The sequence below is a fragment of the Methylobacterium sp. A49B genome (assembly GCF_053346215.1).
Map to the genome: position 1 here is coordinate 149,623 of NZ_JBKFBO010000114.1, position 18,720 is coordinate 168,342.

Sequence of the window (18,720 nt, forward strand, 5' to 3'; positions counted from 1 at the left end):
ACGGATACGCCCCTCGGGCTGACGAATCCACGGCATAGAATACGACAACGCCGCCCGGCGCGGTCACGCGGGGCGGCGTCAGCATGAGACGCCGTGAGAACGGCGGATCCGTCTTACTTCGTCAGCTCATTACCGCTGTAGTCGATCTTGCCGTCGGCGCCCTTCTTCCACTCGTACATCACGTAGTCGGGCCGGGTGATGTCGCCCTTCTTGTCGTAGGCGATCGGGCCGACCACCGTGTCCACCGCCTTGCCCTGGTGCAGCCAGTCGGCGAGCTTCTTGCCGTCGCTGGAGCCGGTCTCGGCCATCGCCTTCGCGAGGACCTGCACGGCGGCGTACGAGTAGAGGGTGTAGCCCTCGGGATCGATGTTCTTGGCCTTGAAGGCGGCGAGCGCGGCCTTGGCGTTGGGGTTCTTGCGGGCGTCCGGCGGGAAGGTGGTCAGCGTGCCCTCCGCGGCGGGGCCGGCGATCGCCACGAGCTCGCGGTCGACCATGCCGTCGCCGCCCATCATCGGCGCCTTCAGGCCCTGGTCGCGCATCTGACGCAGGATCAGGCCGGCCTCCGTGTAGTAGCCGCCGAAATACACCACGTCGACGTTGGCCGACTTCAGCTTGGAGACGAGGGCGGAATAGTCCTTCTCGCCCGGGTTGATGCCCTCGAACATGACCTCCTTGCCGCCCTTGGCCTTGAAGGCCTTCAGCGTCTCGTCGGCCAAGCCCTTGCCGTAGGGTGTCTTGTCGTGGACGAAGGCGACCTTCTTGCCCTTGAAGTGCTCGGCCAGGTAATTGCCGGCCACCGCGCCTTGCTGGTCGTCGCGGCCGCAGGTGCGGAACGTGTTCCACATACCCCGCTCGGTGAACTTCACGTTCGTCGAGGCGGGCGTGACCTGGATGATGCCGGCGTCGAGGTAGACGTCGGAGGCCGGGATCGAGACGCCGGAATTGTAGTCGCCGACGACCATCTTCACGCCGTCGCTGGCGAACTTGTTGGCCACCGAGACGCCCTGCTTCGGGTCGGAGGCGTCGTCGCCGACCGTCACGGTCAGGGTCGTGCCCTTCAGGGTGCCGGCCTTGTTGAGGTCCTCGACCGCCTGGCTGGCGCCGTTCTTGAGCTGCGCGCCGATGGCGGCGCTGTTGCCGGTGATCGGCGCGGCGACGCCGAGCTTGACCTCGGCGGCCTGCGCGGCCGCCACCATCGCGCCGAGGGCGAGCCCGGCCAGCAGAATCGATCTCATCGCGTACTTCCCCTAGATGTCAGGACCGCACGTGCGGATCCGGCCGCACTCATCGGACCTCGCCCGGAACTGGCGCCCGCGCGCGCCACGTCAGCGGTGAGGTCTTCTCGTAGAGCCAGCGGTACTGGCTCGTCATCTGGCGCGTCCGCGTGTAGCGGAAACCCGCTGCGCCGATGACCATGACCACGATCGCGTCGACCGCGTAGTAATGCAGCGACAGCAGCGTGCCCGAGAACAGGGCGTAGTGGATGAAGCGCACCGCAGCGGCCACGAGGAGCAGCGCCAGCGCGCATTGCCAGAACGGCCGCCAGCCCCGGGCGATGCCGCGGGCCGCCATCCATCCGGCCCAGCCGCCCATCACCACGGTGACGAGCAGGAACAGCCAGGCCGATTCCTCCTCGTACAGAATCCCCTGCAACACGCTCATGCCCCGACCGGGCCGGCATGGCCCCCTTCCAGATAGGCGGCCTTGACGTTCGGATCGTCGAGCAGCGCGCGGCCGGTCCCGCTCATCGTGACCCGGCCGTTGACCAGCACATAGCCGCGATGGGCGAGTTTCAGGGCGTGGTAGGCGTTCTGCTCGACGAGGAAGATCGTCATGCCGTCGGTGCGGTTCAGCTCCCGGATGGCGTCGAAGATGCCTTTGACCACCAGCGGTGCGAGGCCGAGGGAGGGCTCGTCGAGCAGCAGCAGGCGCGGGCGGCTCATCAGGGCGCGGGCGATGGCCAGCATCTGCTGCTCGCCCCCCGACATGGTGCCGGCGCGCTGGTTGAGGCGCTCCTTCACCCGCGGGAACAGGGCGCAGACCTTCTCCAGGTCCTCGGCGAAGAAGCGCCCGTCATGGAGCGCGGCGCCCATCTGGAGGTTCTCGTAGACGCTCATACGCGGGAAGACCCGGCGGCCCTCCGGCGACTGGGCGATGCCCAGCCGGGCGATGGCGTGGGTCGGCAGCCGGGTGATGTCGCGCCCGTCATAGGTGATGGTACCGGAGCGCGCCTGCGGGCTTCCGAAGATCGTCATCATCAGGGTCGATTTGCCGGCGCCGTTGGCGCCGATCAGCGTGACGATCTCGCCCTCGGCCACATCGAGATCGACCCCCCGCAGGGCCGCGACGCTGCCGTAATAGGTCGAGACGTCACGCACCGCGAGGAGTGGGGGCTTCCTGCCCGCCTGGATCGCCCGGGTCTCCTCGACCAGGACGTTGATGCCGGCGACGCTCATGCGGACGCCCCCGTGTGGGCGTCGTCCGCTTGCGGCACGGTGATCCCGACCTCGGCCTCCACGGCCTCCACCTCCTCGTCCTCGACGCCGAGATAGGCGGCGATCACCTTCGGGTCGGCCCGCACCTCGGCGGGGGAGCCGTCGGCGATCTTCACGCCGTAGTCGAGCACGACCACGTGGTCGGAGATCTCCATCACCACCGACATGTCGTGCTCGATCAGGAGCACGGAGGTGTCGTGCGCGTCGCGAATGTGGCGCAGAAGCCCGTTGAGTTCGGCGGACTCGCGCGGATTGAGGCCCGCCGCCGGCTCGTCGAGGCACAGCAGCACCGGGTCGGTGCACATCGCCCGGGCGATCTCCAGCCGCCTCTGCGCGCCGTAGGGCAGGGCGCCGGCCGGGTCGTCCGCGCGCTTCATCAGGTCGATCCGGTCGAGCCACGCCTTGGCGCGCTCGATCGCGGCGCCTTGCGCGTCCCGGTAGGTCTTGAGGCCGAGCAATCCCAGGATCGTGTAGCCCGAGGCGCGCATCAGCGGCGCGTGCTGGGCGACCAGCAGGTTCTCCAGCACGGTCATGCCCTGGAACAGGCGGATGTTCTGGAAGGTGCGGGCCACCCGGGCGGTGCGGTTGACCTTGTGGTTGGGCAGCCGCTCCAGCAGGTGCGCTGTGCCGTCGGCGTGGGCCAGCGTCAGCATCCCCTCGGTGGGTTTGTAGAAGCCCGTGATGCAGTTGAACACGGTGGTCTTGCCGGCCCCGTTCGGCCCGATCAGGGCGGTGATGTCGCCGCGGCGCGCCTCGAAGGACAGGTCGGAGACGGCGGTGAGGCCGCCGAACCGCATGGTCAGATGCTCCACGGCGAGCACCGGCGGGGTGGCGCTCGCCGCTGGGACGTCCGGATGCGCCGCCATCAGCCGTGCCCCTCGCTCACGTGCGCGCCCGACACGGCGCGACGCTCGCCGAGCGACACCGAAGGCAGCCGCACCGAGATCAGCCCGCGCGGTCGCCAGACCATCATGGCCACCATGGCGAGCCCGAACAGGAGCAGGCGGTACTCGCTGGGATCGAATCCTTCGCCGAACACGGCCTTCAGGAAGCCGAGGTTGCGCAGCATCTCCGGGCCGCCGACCATCGCCACGGCGGCGATCGCGACGCCGACCTGGCTGCCCATGCCGCCCAGCACGACGATCGCCAGGATGATGGCGCTCTCTAGGAAGTTGAAGCTCTCCGGGCTGATGAAGCCCTGGCGCACGGCGAAGAAGGAGCCGGCCACGCCCCCGAAGGCCGCGCCGAGCGCGAACGCGGTGAGCTTGGTCGCCGTCGTGTCGATACCCAGCGAGCGGCAGGCGATCTCGTCCTCGCGCAGGGCCTCCCAGGCCCGCCCGATCGGCAGGCGGCGCAGGCGCAGGGTCACGAAGTTGGTGATCAGCGCGAGGGCGAGGATCAGGTAGTACAGGAAGACGAGCCGGTGCATCGAGTCGAACGGGATGCCGAAGGTCGCCGCGAACCCGTCCTCGCCCGCCGTGAAGGGGATCCCGAAGAAGGTCGCCCGCGGGATGGAGGAGATGCCGGCCCCGCCCCCGGTCACGTCGGTCCAGTTGATCAGGACGAGGCGGATGATCTCGCCGAAGGCCAGGGTCACGATGGCGAGGTAGTCGCCGCGCAGGCGCAGGACGGGGAAGCCGAGGATCATGCCCCACAGGCCGGCGAACAGGCCGGCGAGCGGCAGGCAGATCCAGAAGGACAGGCCGAAGGTGGTCGAGAGCAGCGCATAGGAATAGGCCCCGACCGCGTAGAAGGCGACGTAGCCGAGGTCGAGCAGGCCGGCGAGACCCACCACGATGTTCAGCCCCCAGCCCAGCATCACGTAGGTGAGGATCAGGATGCCGAGGTCGATCCAGTAGCGCGCCGAGGACAGGCCACCGGTGGCCAGGGCCGCGAGGATCGGCAGGGTCAGGGCGACGGCGATGAACAGGATGAGGCCGACCTTCGAGGTCTTCTGGCCCGCGTCGGGCTCGCCGTGGACCGCCTCGGTCGCCTGGGCCGGGGAGGGGGTCAGCGCCCGCCGCGCGTCCCGGCGCAGGAGCACGAGCCGCTGGACGATGCGGGCCACGAATATCGCCGCGCAGAGCGCCGCCACCAGCCCCCAGCGGGGCACGAGCACCAGCTCGCTGCCCGGTCCGGGATCCGTGCGGTAGGCGATGATCGGCACGCACAGGCCGAAGGTGACCAGGGCGTAGAGGGCGGCGTCGCGCAGGATGCCGGCCATCGCCGAGCCGGGGAGCGCGGTCTGGGAGCCGGCCATCAGACTTTCTCGACCTCGGGCCGACCCAGGATGCCGGACGGCATGAAGATCAGCACGATCGCCAGGATCGAGAAGGCGGCGACATCCTTGTACTCGATGGAGAAGTAGGCGGACCAGAAGGTCTCGATCAACCCGATGATCAGGCCGCCGAGCACCGCGCCCGGCAGGGAGCCGATGCCCCCGAGGACCGCCGCGGTGAAGGCCTTCACGCCGGGCACGAACCCGTCCGAGAAGGACACGACGCCGTAATACATGAGGTAGAGGACACCCGCGACGGCCGCCAGCGCGGCGCCGAGCACGAAGGTCAGGGAGATCGTGCGGTCGACGTCGATCCCGAGGAGCGCCGCCATCTTGCGGTCCTGCTCGCAGGCGCGCTGGGCGCGGCCGAAGGGCGTGCGCTGCACGAGGTACCAGAACCCGGTGAGCAGCACGGCGGTGACCCCCATGATCAGCACCTGCTTCCAGGCCAGGAACACCGCGTAGCCGTCCCGCTCGAACAGGGTGATGCCGCCCGACAGCATCGGCGGGGTCGGCTTGTTGCGCGCGCCCTGCACCACCTGCACGAAGTTCGACAGGAAGATCGAGACGCCGATCGCCGAGATCAGCGGCGCCAGCCGGAACGAGCCGCGCAGGGGCCGGTAGGCCACCCGCTCGATCGCCCAGCCCCACAGGGCGGTGAGCGCCATGGCGACCACCAGCACCACCAGGAAGGCGAGGGCGATGGAGCTGATTGCGAGCCAGACGGTGAGCAGCAGGAAGGTGATCAGCGCGATGAAGCAGGACACCATGAAGACGTCGCCGTGCGCGAAGTTCACCATGCCGATGATGCCGAACACCATCGTGTATCCGATGGCGATCAGGCCGTAGATCGACCCGAGCGTCAGCCCGTTGATCAACTGCTGTACGAAAACGTCCATGGACTCCTGCGCGCGCTCGTTTCTTCTGCCACCCGCGTCCGGCGCAGGCGGATCGTCGCCGCAAGTCTCGTACCGCAAGCGTAACCACCCGGCCACCGGTTTCATCGCGGCCGAAGCGTCGCGCGAAAACAGTCGACGGCGCCAGTAACACCCTCCGACGGGGTTGCGTCTGGCGTAGTTCGTGCTTCACGTTAACGAACTTTAATGCTCGCTCATCCCGGGCACCGGCAGGGAGCAGTACCGATGTCTGGTTCGCGGCTCACGACGATGATCTTCGTCGGCATGCTTCTCGGGATCGCGGTGGGCTACGCCTGCAGCATCACGTGGCCCGATCCGCAGACCGCCAAGGAGATCGCGGGCTACATCGCGCTGGTGTCCGACGTGTTCCTGCGGCTGATCAAGATGATCATCGCCCCGCTGGTGTTCTCGACCCTCGTCGTCGGCATCGCGCATCTCGGCGATACCGCCTCGGTCGGCCGCGTCGGCGGCAAGGCGCTGCTGTGGTTCGTCGGCGCCTCGTTCTGCTCGCTGATGCTGGGCCTGATCCTGGTCAACATCATGCAGCCGGGCGTGAACCTGAACCTGCCGCTGCCCGATGCGGGCGCCGGCACGGGCCTCAAGGCGGCCTCGCTCTCGCTCAAGGAGTTCGTCACCCACCTCGTGCCGAAGAGCGCCGTCGAGGCGATGGCCAACAACGAGATCCTGCAGATCGTGGTCTTCTCGATCTTCTTCGGCGTCGGCCTCGCGGCGCTCGGCGAGAAGGGCCGCCTGCTCGCCCAGGGCATCGAGGGCCTCGCCGACGTGATGCTGAAGGTGACGGGCTACGTGATGATGTTCGCCCCCGTGGCGGTCTTCGCCGCCATCGCGGCGACGATCACCACGCAGGGCATCGGCGTGCTCGTCACCTACGGCAAGTTCCTGGTCGAGTTCTACATCGGCCTCGCCGTGCTCTGGGCGCTGCTGATGGGCGTCGGCTTCCTGTTGCTCGGCGGCGGCATCGTCCGGCTGTTCAACCTGATCAAGGAGCCCTTCGTGCTGGCCTTCTCGACCGCGTCGAGCGAGGCCGCCTACCCGAAGATGCTGACGAACCTGGAGAAGTTCGGGGTGCCGAACCGCATCACCTCGTTCGTGCTGCCGATGGGCTACTCGTTCAACCTCGACGGCTCGATGATGTACTGCACCTTCGCGGTGATGTTCATCGCGCAGGCCTACAACATCCCGCTGAGCTGGGGGCAGCAGCTCACGATGCTGCTGCTGCTGATGGTGACCTCGAAGGGCATGGCGGGCGTGCCGCGCGCCTCCCTGGTGGTGATCTCGGCGACGCTGACGCATTTCAACATCCCGGAGGCCGGCCTGCTGCTGATCATCGGCATCGACCAGTTCCTCGACATGGGCCGCTCGGCGACGAACGTGCTGGGCAACAGCGTCGCCACCGTGGCGGTCGCCAAGTGGGAGGGGCAGCTGACGACCACCGACCAGCGCCTCGACCATGTCGGCACCGTGCCCTCGCCGGCGGAGTAGCGGCGGGACGCGTCTCGGAGAGCGGGTGATGGCGATGCGGTCCGTCGCGGTTCTGGTGCTGGCCCTCTGGGGGGCGACCCCGGCTTGCGCCGTCGAGGTGCTCACCGGCACGCTCAAGGGCGTCGCCGAGCGCGGCGAGATTGTGCTCGGGTACCGGGAGAGCTCGGTGCCGTTCTCCTTCGTGGAGGGCAAGCGTCCGGACGGCAGCCCCCGGGCGGTCGGCTACGCCATCGACCTGTGCGGGGAGATCGCCGACGACATCCAGGCGGCGATCGGCCGGACCGTGAAGGTGCGCTACGAGCCGGTCACCGCCGAGACCCGCATCCCGGCGGTGACGTCCGGCAAGATCGACCTCGAATGCGGCTCGACCACCGCCAATGCCGAACGCCGCAAGCAGGTGGCGTTCTCGCCGGTGGACTACATCAGCGCGACGCAACTGCTGGTGAAGCGGGGCGGGGGCATCGGGTCCTACCGCGACCTCGGCGGCAAGACGGTCGTGGTCACCGCCGGCACCACCAACGAGAAGGCGGTGCGCGACCTGCTCGGCCGGCTCAAGATCGACGCGAAGATCGTGACGGCGCCCGACCACGCCGCCTCCTACGCCCTGGTCAAGGCCGGCAAGGCCGACGCCTTCGCCACCGACGACGTGCTTCTCTACGGGCTGATCGCCACCGACGCGCAGGACGGGGCGAACTACACGGTGCTGCCCGACAAGCTCTCCTACGAGCCCTACGGCATCATGTTCCGCAAGGACGATCCGGAACTCGCCGGGATCGTGAGCCAGACCTTCACGCGGCTCGCCGAGTCGCGGGCGCTGCGCTGGACCTACGAGCGCTGGTTCCTCAAGCGCTTGCCGAACGGCGAACGTCTCGACATCCCGATGTCGAACGACCTGCGGGTGAGCTTCCAGTCCATGGGGCTCGACGCGGGGGAGTGAGCGGAACCGGTCGGGGCGGGCGCCTCGCTTTCGCCCAACCGGCACGCGAGGAGAGGCGTCCCCGACCGCCTGTCTCAGCGAGCGTGCCTCCGCCCATGCTGATTGCCGCGCACCGCCTCAAAGGGCTCGCCCTTCTCGCCGCCGGCCTCGTCTGCGCGGCCTCGGCGGCCTCCGCCCACCCGCACGTCTGGGTGACCGCGAAGGCGCAGCTCGTCTACGAGGACGGCCGGCTCGTCGGCGTCCGCGACACCTGGAGCTTCGACCCCGAATACACGGCCTTCATCACGCAGGGCCTCGACGCCAACAAGGACGGCACCCTCAGCCCGGAGGAACTCGCCGGGCTCGCCACGGAGAACACCGCCAACCTCGCCGAATTCGGCTACTTCACGAAGCTGAAGGTCGGCGGCAAGGAGCAGGCCTTCGCGGATCCGAAGGAGCCGGCGGCGCATATGGAGGATCGGGCGCTGGTCATGACCTTCCTGCTGCCGCTGAAGACGCCCGTCCAGCAGGGCCGGGGCGTCGCCGCCCTGGAAGTCTACGACCCGACCTACTTCGTCGCCTTCTCGTTCGCCGAAGGGGCCGAGGCGGCGACGCTGGCGGGGGCCCCGCAGGGCTGCGCCGCCACCGTCACCCGCCCGAAGACCGAGCAGCCCAAGACCGCCGAGGCCGGCACGCCCGGGATGACCGAGGCGTTCTTCGAGGCGCTCACCACAGCCTCCACCTACGGCGTCCAGTTCGCCAGCCGGGTGCTCGTCGCGTGTCCGTAGGCATCGGGATCGCCGCGCCCGCCGGGACGGGGCGCCTCGGCCTGAGGCTCGGCCTCATGGCGCTCGCCGTGGGCCTCGCCGCCCTGCTGGCGGTTGCGATCGCGTGGCTCGTCGCGCCCGGCCTCACCGCGCCGCCGCCGCGCTCGCCCTTCGGCATCGGCTTCCGCGAGGCCGCCCCGGCGGCCACCGGGCTCGGCGGGATCATCCTGGCGCTGCAGGCGAGCTTTTCCCGCAGCCTCAATGCCGCGGTGAGCGCGCTGCGAGGCGGCGGCAGCTGGACCCCGCTGATCGGGATGGCCTTCGCGTACGGCGTCTTCCACGCCGCCGGTCCCGGGCACGGCAAGGCGGTGATCGCCGGCTATATCGTGGCGGGCGAGCGGGCGCTCCGGCGCGGCTGCGCCCTCAGCGCCTGCGCCGCCCTGCTCCAGGCCTGCGTGGCCGGCGCGATCGTCGGCGTCGGCAGCCTGATCCTCAACGCCACCGCGGCGAGCCTGACCCGGGCCGGGATGCTGATCGAGACCGTGAGCTTCGCCCTCGTGGCCCTGGTCGGGCTGGTGCTGACCTGGCGCAAGGCCGGGCGCCTCGCCCAGCTCGGCGCCGCCTGCGGCCCCGGCTGCAGCCACCTGCCCGGGCCGCAGGCGCTCGAGACCCTGGATTCGTGGCGGGCACGCGCGGGCGTGGTCCTGGCGGCGGGCTCCCGGCCCTGTGCCGGGGCCGTGCTGGTCCTGATCTTCGCGGTGTCGCAGGGCGTGCCCTGGGCAGGAGTTCTGGCAGTGCTCGCCATGGCGCTCGGAACGGCGCTCACCACCTCGGCGCTCGCCTGCCTCGCGGTCTTCGCCAAGCGCGCGGCGCTGCGGCTCGCGGGCGGACGCGGACAGGCCGGAACCCTGGCCCTCGGCGGCCTGGAGCTGGTGGCCGCCGCCTTCGTGCTGGTGCTCGGGGTCGCGATGCTCTCCGGCCTCGCCCCGGGCCTCGCCGGCTGAAGGGCTCGCCATCGGGGCCGCGGCGTGCCACGCTGCACTCCGATACGGGAGAGCGCCGATGCACGCCGACTTCCAGACCATCCTGAACTGGCGCCTCCTCGCGGGATCCCACCCGTTTCCCGGTCCCGACGGCGGCACCTGCATCAACGAGGCGGCGATCGTCGCCGCAGGCCTGCCCTACCGCGCGATCCGCTCCAGCGCCGATTGCCCGCCCTGCTTCTCGCGCCCGATCGCCGCCTACGCCCTCGGGCTCAACGACGCCATGCCGGACGTGGCGCGGCCGCAGCTCATGGCCTTCGTGCTGCGGCTCTCGGGCAGCGCCGACACGCCGGAGGTCGAGGCGGCGCGCACCCGGCGCCTGGCACTCGAGAGCGTCCGCCGGATTCTGGCGCCCCTCTGCACCCTCGCCGGCATGGACGAGGAGGCCGAGGCCTGCGCCGGGGCGCCGGACCTGCCCACCGCGATGGCGGCGGCGCAGGCGGCAGCCTGGTCGGGCGGAGCGCGCTCGCAGGCGGCCGCCCAGGCGCGGCGCTGGCGCGAGGGAGCGATCACCGCCGCAGCCTCCCGGACGGCGACCGCCGCGCGGCGGGCCGGGGACGACGCGCGCTGCGCCGCGGAGGTGGCCGAGGGGGCCGCGCCCTTCGTGCCCGGCACGTGGGCGCAGGCCTGTGCAATTCTCGAGGCCGCCCTCGCCATCGGCCGGCAGGCCCCGGAGATCGAACTGGCCGGCGCCCGGCAACGCCTCGACGCGGCGCGGGCCCGGGCGCCGGCCTGATCAGGCGGCGGCGGGCGCGGCGTCGAGATCGAAGTCGATGAAGCCGCAATTCTCCAGGAACGTGCCGGTGAGATGGTAGAAGAACGTCCCGTGCCCGACCACCGCGATGGTCGTCTCGGGCCGCGTCCGCAGCCAGTCCCGGAACGCCGCGACCCGGGCGTCGAACAGGGGGCGCGGTTCCACCGGGTAGCCGCCGACCTCGCAGCCGGGCTCCGCGTGCCACCAGACCTCGGGCAGGTGCCCGACATCGAGATGCGGGAATTCCGCGGCGATCTCCGAGGCCGCCCGGCCAACGTCGCAGCTGCTCTCCTGGCATTCCCGGTGAAGCACCTCCACCAGCACCCGCGGCCGGCGCGGATGCTCGCCGAACAGGATCGCGGCGGTCTCGATGGCCCGTGTCAGGGGCGACACGACCACCAGGTCGAACGGGATCGACCGCAGCCGGTCCCGCGTGGCCGCGGCCTGCGCCTGACCCAGCTCGGTCAGCCGCGCGTCCGGGAGGCCGGGATCGCCACCCCCGTGTTTGTGGGCGGCGTTGAAGGTGGATTGCCCGTGGCGGATGCAGACGATGCGGGTCTTGTCCTGCATGGAACTCGGATGCGTGTTTCGGGAAGGGAGACCGGGACGGTCAGGCGAAGCGACCGCCGCGCTGGATGACCTCGATCTTGTAGCCATCCGGATCCGTGGCGAAGAAGAACCGGGCCAGCACCTCGTCGCCGTGCTTGAGCGTCTTCACGTCCGTGGCGGTGAAGCCCTGCTGCCGGTGGCGCGCGTGCTCGGTCTCCACGTCGTCGACCACGAAGGCGATGTGCCCGTAGCCGTCGCCGAGATCGTAGGGCTTATCGCGACCCTTATTCACCGTGAGCTCCAGCTCGAACGGCGAAGCGGGATCGCGCATGTAGACGAGGGTGAAGTCCGGGAAGTCGAACCGGCCGGAGACCTCAAGCCCGAAGGCACGGGCGTAGTAGTCGCGCGCGCGATCCTCCTCGAGGACGCGGATCATGGCGTGGACGGGCTTGGACATGCGCTTGCGGTTCCGTGAGCACTTCGGCGGCGTGCCGGGCCTCCTATGTGGCGCCGGCCCGCCCGCAGGGAAGACCGGACGGGCGCGGGCATCGCAACACCAAGCAGACCCCGCTGCCGCAACTGCGAACACGAAGCCCGCGCAATATATCTGGAGAGCATCGATCACTCACATGCGAGACTGAATAATAGATAGCCGATTTTAATCGTTCCAGAAAATATACTCAGATCAATTAAGCAAGTTGAATATTCATATCTGATCAAATATAAGCAGGTTTCATGATTTAGTCCTGCTTTATGAATCGTCATGTCTTGACATGATCAATCGCTTAAGATCTTTTTTATGCACGATGACGATGGTCAGGCCAGAGTGCCTCCCGCCGCCAGTCGTCGATCCAATTTCGGGGCCTGAAGTCCGTGCTACGCCTGTCCAACATCAAAATTCTGCCCAAGCTGGTGGCCGTCATCGCCTTGATCAGCGCCATCGTCGGGGGCTGTATCTGGTACGCGCAGTCACGGATGACGACGATCGATGACGGGTACAGCCGCTTCATCGTCAACGAGGCGGCAGCCGTGGCCGAGGTACGGCGGCTCAATCGCCTGATCGTCGAGCTCAACTACGGCGTCTACCGGATCATCGCGGAGACCGCGCCGGAGCAGATCAGCGCGGCCAACGACACCTTCGAGATGACGGTGCCCAAGCTGCAGGCGCTGATCCCGGCCCTTCGCGCGCACGCACCGACCTTCTCGGAGACGATCGACACGCAGGCCGCACGCATCGAGCGCTACCTCCGCGACGTGATCGAGGTGCGCCGGCTTGGCACCGCCAACCAGAACGCGGACGCGATCGCGCTGGTCCACTCGGCGATCGACCCGGTATTCTCCGGCTTGCTGGCCGACGGCAACAGGCTCGCCGACGAGATCAAGGCCTATATGGAGAAGAATTCGGACACCCTGACCGACCAGACCAACGCCACCCGCCGCACCCTGATCGCCATCAGCGCGATCGGCATGCTGGCCGGCCTGCTCGCGGCGGTCTTCATCGCGACGGTCGGCATCACGCGTCCGCTGGATCGCCTCGTTTCGGTCCTTCAGCGCATGGCACAGGGCGAGATCGACGCCGGGATCAAGGAGGCGGCACGCCGGGACGAGATCGGGGCGGTCGGCAAGGCGGTCGAGGGCATCAAGGCCATGGTCGCCCGCAAGGCCGCCGAGGAGGCCGAGGTCAAGCGGCAGGCGGACGAAGCCGCGGCAGCGGAGCGCAAGCGCACCATGCTGGAGCTGGCCGACGGGTTCGAGCGGGCGGTCGGCGGTATCGTCGGGATGGTCTCGTCCTCGGCGACCGAACTGCAGGCCACCGCCCAGTCCATGACCGCCTCAGCATCCCAGACGGCGAGCCAGTCGACCACCGTGGCGGCGGCGGCCGAGGAGGCCTCAGCGAACGTCCAGACCGTGGCGGCGGCGGCCGAGGAGCTGGGCACCTCGGTGCAGGAGATCGGCCGGCAGGTCCTGGGCTCGGCCGACCTGGCGCAGACGGCGGTCGGCGAGGCGGACGAGACCCAGCACCTCGTGCAGGCCCTCAGCCAGGCGGCGACGCGGATCGGCGACATGGTCGGGCTGATCTCGAACATCGCCGGGCAGACCAACCTGCTGGCGCTGAACGCCACGATCGAGGCGGCCCGCGCCGGGGAGGCGGGACGGGGCTTCGCCGTGGTCGCCGCCGAGGTGAAGGAACTCGCGCAGCAGACCGCCAGGGCCACCGAGGAGATCAGCCAGCAGATCGGGCAGATCCAGGGCGTGACCGGTCAGGCGGTCTCCGCCATCGACGTGATCGCCGCCCGGATCCGCGAGATCAACGGGGTCGCGACGACGATCGCCGCCGCGGTGGAGCAGCAGGGCGCGGCGACCCAGGAGATCGTCCGCAACGTCTCGCAGGCGGCCACTGGCACGGAGCAGGTGACGAGCAACATCGGCGGCGTGGCCAAGGCTTCCGAGGAGACCGGCGCGGCGGCAGCCCAGGTGCTCGGAGCGGCGGGCGCGCTGTCGCGCCAGTCCGAGCATCTCGGCGCCGAGGTCTCCCGCTTCCTCGGCACGGTCCGGGCGGCCTGAGCCCCGCTCAGGCTCCGATCCGCAGAACCTCCGTCCGGTCGCCGGCCTGCGCGAAGGCGTCCGGGTCGGCGCCGGTCATCCAGACCTGCCCCGGCAGGGCCTCCAGCGCCTCGAACAGGCCGGCGCGCCGCCGCGGGTCGAGATGGGCCGCCACCTCGTCGAGCAGGATCAGGGGCGCGATGCCGCTCATGGCCCGCACCAGCCGGGCGTGGGCGAGGACGAGACCGATCAGCAGGGCCTTCTGCTCGCCCGTGGACGCCGTGCCGGCGGGCACGTCCTTGGGGCCGTGGCGGACCACGAGGTCGCTGCTCTGCGGCCCGATCAGCGTGCGCCCGGCGGCCCGGTCCCGGTGGCGGCCATTGCGCAGGGCGAGGCGGAAGCGGTCCTCGGCCTCGATGGCCGGCCAGACCGCCACGAGGTCGTCGAGGTCGCCCTCCAGGCGGATCGAGGCCCAGGGGAAGGGCTGCGCGTCGTCCCGGGTCTCGGCGATGAGCCGGTCGAGGCGCTCGGCGGTCTCCCGGCGGGCGAGCGCCACGGCGACACCCAGCTCGGCGACCTCCCGCTCCACGGCGTCGAGCCACCGGTCGTCGTCGGGCCGTTCCTCCAGCAGGCGGTTGCGCGAGCGCAGCGCCCGCTCCATCGCGGACACCCGCGCCCCGTGGCCGGCATCGACCGCCAGCACGAGTCGGTCGAGGAAGCGGCGCCGGTCGCCCGCCGCGCCGCGGAACAGCCCGTCGAGGTCCGGAGTCAGCCAGACCACCCGGAGGAACTCGCTGAACGCCACGGGCGAGGAGGCGGGGGCGCCGTCGATGCGGCAGAGCCGGCTCGTGCGACCGTCGAAGCCCGGCGGCTCCAGCCCGGTTCCGAGCCGGTGCTCGGCGCCATCGCGATCGAGGGTGAGCGAGACCGCGAAACCGCCCGGACCGCCGGTGCGCGCCATGGTGGCGAACTCCGCCCGGCGCAGGCCGCGGCCCGGCACGAACAGGGAGATCGCCTCCAGCAGGTTGGTCTTGCCCGCGCCGTTCTCGCCGACCAGCGCGACGAACCGGGCCGCGGGGGTCAGTTCGAGGTCGGCGTGGTTGCGGAAATCGCGGGCGATCAGGCGGGTGACGCGCAGATCCGCCCCGTTGGGCTCGATCCGCGGATCGAGGATATTGCTCATCGCGGAACCGAGGGGTTGAGACGCACCGCGCTCAACAGTCCATTGCTGTCTGACATCCCATCCAATCACCTCATCCTGAGGTGCCCGCTTCGGCGGGCCTCGAAGGAGGGCTCCAGGATCCACATCGCCATCTGGAGGCCTCCTTCGAGGCCTCCGCTGTGCTCCGGCACCTCAGGATGAGGGCAGGAACGGGAGTAGCGCCGCAGCTTCACACCCGCATCGGCATCAGCACGTACAGCGCCGGCGCGCCCTCGCGGTCCTGGATCAGCGTCGGCGAGCCCGGATCGGCGAGCTTGAACAGGGCGGTGTCGCCCTCGAGCTGCGCGGTGATGTCGAGCAGGTAGCGGGCGTTGAAGCCGATATCGAGGCTGGCCGCCTCGTAGTCGACATCGAGTTCCTCGGTGGCGCTGCCCGAATCCGGGTTGTTCACCGAGAGCGCGAGGCGTCCCTCGGCGAGGCCGAGCTTCACCGCGCGCCCGCGCTCCGACGAGATGGTCGAGACCCGGTCCACCGCCTTGGCGAAGGCGTCGCGCTCGACCGTCAGCCGCTTGTCGTTGTTGGCCGGGATCACCCGCTGGTAGTCCGGGAAGGTGCCGTCGATCAGCTTGGAGATCAGCGTCAGGCCGCCCGCGAAGCGCAGGCGGATCTTGGCGGGCGAGAGGTCGACCGCGACACTCTCGCCGCCGTCGTCCAGAAGCTTCTGGATCTCGGCGACCGCCTTGCGGGGCACGATCACCCCCGGCATGCCGACGCTGCCCTGCGGGGCCGGGATCTCGACGCGGGCGAGGCGGTGTCCGTCGGTGGCCACCGCCCGCATCACCGGTCCGCCCTCGGTCTCCAGCGTGTGCAGGTAGATGCCGTTGAGGTAGTAGCGCGTCTCCTCGGTGGAGATGGCGAACTGGGTCTTGTCGATCAGGCGCTTGAGGTCGGCGCTCGCGATCTCGAAGCCGTGGGGCATCTCGCCGGCGGCGAGATCGGGGAAGTCGCCTTCGGGAAGGGCGCCCAGCGCGAAGCGCGAGCGGCCGGAGCGGATCGTCATCTGGCCGGATTCGCCGCCGGTCTCCAGCGAGACCTGCGCGCCCTCGGGCAGCTTGCGGACGATGTCGTAGATCACGTGCGCCGGCACCGTGGTGGCGCCGGGATCCGACACGTCGGCCGGGACGCTCTCGGTCACCTCGATGTCGAGGTCGGTCGCCCGGAGCTGGAGCCCGGAGCCCTCCGAGCGCAGGAGCACGTTGGACAGGATCGGGATCGTGTTGCGGCGCTCGACGACCCGGTGCACGTGGCCGAGCGACCTGAGCAGGGCCGCGCGCTCGACAGTGACTCTCATCGCAGTACTCAAGTGGTGGGGACGGCGCCGCGGCCGGCATCCGTCGCGGAATATGGCCGTTCAGCTTGGCGAAGGGGACCGGGGAACGCAAGGCCGGCGCGTGTGCGCCGCACAGCGAGCTCGGATCCGAAAGCAGGCCGCGGGTCGGGCGCCCAGGTCAGAGGCCCATGCCGAAACCGGCATACCTGCGCGGGCCGGGCCGTGCGAAAGCGCCGCAACCGACCCGAATCCCTGCCGTCCTCACGATCATGCTTCAGACCATCGACAGCGCGCCCCCCGCGCGCGCAACCCCGAGTGCCACCCCGAGCGCCGGCCGCATCCTCGCTGCGAGCTTTGTCGGCACGGCGATCGAGTTCTTCGACTTCTACATCTACGCCACCGCAACCGCCCTGGTGATCGGCCCGGTCTTCTTCCCGGCCGGGGCGCCCGGCGTGCAGCAGCTCAGCGCCTTCGCGACCTTCGCGATCGCCTTCATCGCACGCCCCGTGGGCGCGGCCCTGTTCGGGCATTTCGGCGACCGCGTCGGCCGCAAGGCGACCCTGGTGGCCTCGCTGCTGATCATGGGCATCTCCACGGTCCTGATCGGCTGCCTGCCGACCTACGCCTCGGCAGGCTGGTGGGCGCCCGCGGCCCTGTGCGTTCTGCGCTGCGGGCAGGGGATCGGGTTCGGCGGCGAATGGGGCGGGGCGGCCCTGCTGGCCGTCGAGAACGCGCCGCCCGGTCGGCGGGCGTGGTACGGCATCTTCCCGCAGCTCGGCGCGCCGGTCGGCTTCATCCTGGCCAATCTCGGCTTCCTGGCGCTCAGCTTCGGCCTGTCACCCGAGAGCTTCCAGGCCTGGGGCTGGCGCCTGCCGTTCCTGGCCTCGGCGGCGCTCGTCGGCGTCGGGCTCTACGTGCGCCTGAAGCTCACCGAGACGCCGGCCTTCCGGGCCGCGCTCAGCCAGGCGCGTCCGGAGCGCGTGCCCTTCGCCACCATGCTGACGCAGCACGGGCGCGCGGTCCTGCTCGGCACCTTCGCGATGGTTGCGGTCTACGCGGTGTTCTACCTCTCGACCGTGTTCGCGCTGGGCTACGGCACCGGCACCCTCGGCTATGGACGGCCGACCTTCCTGCTGTTCGAGTGCATCGCGGTCTGCTTCATGGCGCTCGGCACCGTGGCGTCGGGCGCGGCGGCGGACCGTTTCGGGCGCCGGCCGGTCCTGCTGTCGGGCATGGCCGCGACCTTGCTGCTGGGCTTCCTCATGGGCCCGATGCTGGGCCACGCCGCTGGCAGCGGGACCTGGCCGCCGGTGCTGGGCTTCCTCTGCCTCAGCCTCCTGACCATGGGCTGGGTGTTCGGGCCGATGGGCGCCGTCCTGCCCGAGCTGTTTCCGACCCGCGTGCGCTACACGGGCGCTTCGGTGACCTACAATCTCGCGGGGATCCTGGGCGCGTCCGGCGCGCCCTACATCGCGCAGGAACTCGCGGCCTATGGCGGGATCGGCTTCGTCGGGTTCTATCTGGCGGCCGCCGCGATCCTCAGCTTCCTGGCGGTCCTGGCGATGCCGGAGACCGCCGAGCGCTGACCGATCGACGTCGGCCTGTCCGCCGCCGGCGCCGGGAGGCCGGTCGCGTCGGGACGGCATCGTCCGCGACGCGCGGCGGGCTCAGGACGCCGGGACCCGCCCAGCGACGCCGCCTCCGAGCGTGTCCAGCAGCGAGGACCGGGCGCGACTCACCCGGCTCTTCACGGTGCCGACCTGGCAGCCGAGCTTGGTCGCCGCCTCCTCGTAGGTGTGGCCCTCCGCGCCGACGAGGAGCAGCGCCTGCCGCTGCGCGGCCGGAAGGTCGCCGAGCCGCTTCCACACGACCTTGAGGGTGCTGGCATCCTCCTGATCCGACGGGCTGGTCAGCTGGCCCGCATGCGTCCCGTCCACGTCCTCGATCTCGCGCCGCGTCTTGCGCAGGTCTGAATAGAACTGGTTGCGGAGGATCGTGAACAGCCACGCGGTGAAGTTGGTGCCGGGCCGGAACCGCTCCTGATTGGCCCAGGCTTTGACGAAGGTCTCCTGCACGAGGTCGTCGGCCCGGTTCACATCTCCGGCGAGCGACAGCGCGAAGGTGCGCAGCGCCGGCAGCGCCTTGATGATGTCGCTGCGGAAATCGAAGGCGACGACCTGGCCGTGCGCAGCGACAGCCGCCTCGAAGCGTGCCAAGAGGGCGCCGAGCTGGGCGGGCAGAGGCTCCCGCTCCACAACCTTGAAATACTCGCGGATCGGCAGCGCGAGGTGCTGACCGATGGCCGAGGCGTAGCCGCCCGCGTCCCGGTCGGGCCCCGCCTCGGCAGTCGGGTTCGCGGCTTCTTCATTCATGACCGTATCCTGCCCCCTTCGCTGGTATACTGGAACCGGTCTAACGTGGGTATCGGCATAATTCTGAACCGATGCCAAACGCTCCCGAAA

At 70.0% G+C, this 18,720-nt stretch carries 18 protein-coding genes; 7 read left to right on the plus strand and 11 right to left on the minus strand.

Annotated features, from left to right (window positions below; all coding sequences use genetic code 11):
* Positions 1 to 113: 113 nt before the first annotated feature.
* Genes ACLBX9_RS20855 through ACLBX9_RS20880 form a run of 6 tightly spaced genes read right to left on the minus strand, consistent with a single transcriptional unit; the run spans position 114 to position 5,672 of the window.
* Positions 114 to 1,235: a branched-chain amino acid ABC transporter substrate-binding protein gene (locus tag ACLBX9_RS20855; protein WP_447720277.1), complete on the minus strand. Its 1,122-nt coding sequence runs from the start codon at positions 1,233 to 1,235 to the stop codon at positions 114 to 116.
* Positions 1,236 to 1,284: 49 nt separating this feature from the next.
* Positions 1,285 to 1,653, minus strand: coding sequence for a DUF6867 family protein (locus ACLBX9_RS20860; protein ID WP_039894953.1), 369 nt, complete (start codon positions 1,651 to 1,653; stop codon positions 1,285 to 1,287).
* Positions 1,654 to 1,658: 5 nt separating this feature from the next.
* Positions 1,659 to 2,456: an ABC transporter ATP-binding protein gene (locus ACLBX9_RS20865; RefSeq protein ID WP_010687505.1), complete on the minus strand. Its 798-nt coding sequence runs from the start codon at positions 2,454 to 2,456 to the stop codon at positions 1,659 to 1,661.
* On the minus strand, positions 2,453 to 3,361 hold the full coding sequence (locus tag ACLBX9_RS20870; RefSeq protein ID WP_447720278.1) for an ABC transporter ATP-binding protein: 909 nt from the start codon (positions 3,359 to 3,361) through the stop codon (positions 2,453 to 2,455). The genes ACLBX9_RS20865 and ACLBX9_RS20870 overlap by 4 nt, the downstream gene beginning before the upstream one ends.
* Positions 3,361 to 4,755 carry a high-affinity branched-chain amino acid ABC transporter permease LivM gene (gene livM / locus ACLBX9_RS20875; RefSeq protein ID WP_010687507.1) on the minus strand — a complete coding sequence of 465 codons (1,395 nt, stop codon included), beginning with the start codon at positions 4,753 to 4,755 and terminating at the stop codon, positions 3,361 to 3,363. The genes ACLBX9_RS20870 and livM overlap by 1 nt, the downstream gene beginning before the upstream one ends.
* Positions 4,755 to 5,672: a branched-chain amino acid ABC transporter permease gene (locus tag ACLBX9_RS20880; RefSeq protein WP_447720279.1), complete on the minus strand. Its 918-nt coding sequence runs from the start codon at positions 5,670 to 5,672 to the stop codon at positions 4,755 to 4,757. Before ACLBX9_RS20880 ends, livM begins: the two co-directional genes overlap by 1 nt.
* A gap of 243 nt (positions 5,673 to 5,915) precedes the next feature.
* On the opposite strand from ACLBX9_RS20880, the gene ACLBX9_RS20885 reads away from it, so the two are divergent.
* The 5 genes from ACLBX9_RS20885 to ACLBX9_RS20905 all read left to right on the plus strand — a co-directional run bounded on the left by ACLBX9_RS20885 (position 5,916) and on the right by ACLBX9_RS20905 (position 10,655).
* The gene (locus ACLBX9_RS20885; protein ID WP_010687509.1) at positions 5,916 to 7,193 is read left to right on the plus strand and encodes a dicarboxylate/amino acid:cation symporter; all 1,278 of its coding nucleotides are present in this window, start codon (positions 5,916 to 5,918) and stop codon (positions 7,191 to 7,193) included.
* A gap of 28 nt (positions 7,194 to 7,221) precedes the next feature.
* Entirely contained in the window at positions 7,222 to 8,130 is a 909-nt protein-coding gene (locus ACLBX9_RS20890; protein ID WP_010687510.1) for an amino acid ABC transporter substrate-binding protein, read from the plus strand.
* Positions 8,131 to 8,225: 95 nt separating this feature from the next.
* Complete coding sequence (locus ACLBX9_RS20895; RefSeq protein ID WP_447720280.1) at positions 8,226 to 8,897, plus strand: DUF1007 family protein; 672 nt, start codon at positions 8,226 to 8,228, stop codon at positions 8,895 to 8,897.
* Positions 8,888 to 9,880 (plus strand): nickel/cobalt transporter, encoded by a 993-nt coding sequence (locus tag ACLBX9_RS20900; protein WP_447720281.1) that lies wholly within the window; start codon positions 8,888 to 8,890, stop codon positions 9,878 to 9,880. Before ACLBX9_RS20895 ends, ACLBX9_RS20900 begins: the two co-directional genes overlap by 10 nt.
* Positions 9,881 to 9,938: 58 nt before the next feature.
* Positions 9,939 to 10,655, plus strand: a complete 717-nt coding sequence (locus ACLBX9_RS20905; RefSeq protein WP_447720282.1) for a hypothetical protein — start codon at positions 9,939 to 9,941, stop codon at positions 10,653 to 10,655.
* Here the strand turns inward: ACLBX9_RS20905 and ACLBX9_RS20910 are convergent, their stop codons facing one another.
* Together ACLBX9_RS20910 and ACLBX9_RS20915 are read right to left on the minus strand one after the other, a co-directional pair.
* Complete coding sequence (locus tag ACLBX9_RS20910) at positions 10,656 to 11,243, minus strand: histidine phosphatase family protein (RefSeq protein ID WP_447720283.1); 588 nt, start codon at positions 11,241 to 11,243, stop codon at positions 10,656 to 10,658.
* 40 nt (positions 11,244 to 11,283) lie between these two features.
* Positions 11,284 to 11,679: a VOC family protein gene (locus tag ACLBX9_RS20915; protein WP_010687515.1), complete on the minus strand. Its 396-nt coding sequence runs from the start codon at positions 11,677 to 11,679 to the stop codon at positions 11,284 to 11,286.
* Positions 11,680 to 12,095: 416 nt separating this feature from the next.
* Between ACLBX9_RS20915 and ACLBX9_RS20920 the strand changes: the two genes are divergently transcribed.
* On the plus strand, positions 12,096 to 13,787 hold the full coding sequence (locus ACLBX9_RS20920) for a methyl-accepting chemotaxis protein (protein WP_447720284.1): 1,692 nt from the start codon (positions 12,096 to 12,098) through the stop codon (positions 13,785 to 13,787).
* 7 nt (positions 13,788 to 13,794) lie between these two features.
* Here ACLBX9_RS20920 and recF read toward each other — a convergent pair whose 3' ends face one another.
* Entirely contained in the window at positions 13,795 to 14,949 is a 1,155-nt protein-coding gene (gene recF, locus ACLBX9_RS20925) for a DNA replication/repair protein RecF (RefSeq protein ID WP_447720285.1), read from the minus strand.
* A gap of 208 nt (positions 14,950 to 15,157) precedes the next feature.
* A complete protein-coding gene (dnaN, locus tag ACLBX9_RS20930) occupies positions 15,158 to 16,279 on the minus strand; it encodes a DNA polymerase III subunit beta (protein WP_447720286.1) in 1,122 nt (373 codons plus the stop codon).
* 248 nt (positions 16,280 to 16,527) lie between these two features.
* Between dnaN and ACLBX9_RS20935 the strand changes: the two genes are divergently transcribed.
* Entirely contained in the window at positions 16,528 to 17,844 is a 1,317-nt protein-coding gene (locus ACLBX9_RS20935; protein ID WP_447720287.1) for an MFS transporter, read from the plus strand.
* Positions 17,845 to 17,925: 81 nt separating this feature from the next.
* Here ACLBX9_RS20935 and ACLBX9_RS20940 read toward each other — a convergent pair whose 3' ends face one another.
* Positions 17,926 to 18,630 (minus strand): sigma-70 family RNA polymerase sigma factor, encoded by a 705-nt coding sequence (locus tag ACLBX9_RS20940; protein ID WP_447720288.1) that lies wholly within the window; start codon positions 18,628 to 18,630, stop codon positions 17,926 to 17,928.
* Positions 18,631 to 18,720: the final 90 nt, after the last annotated feature.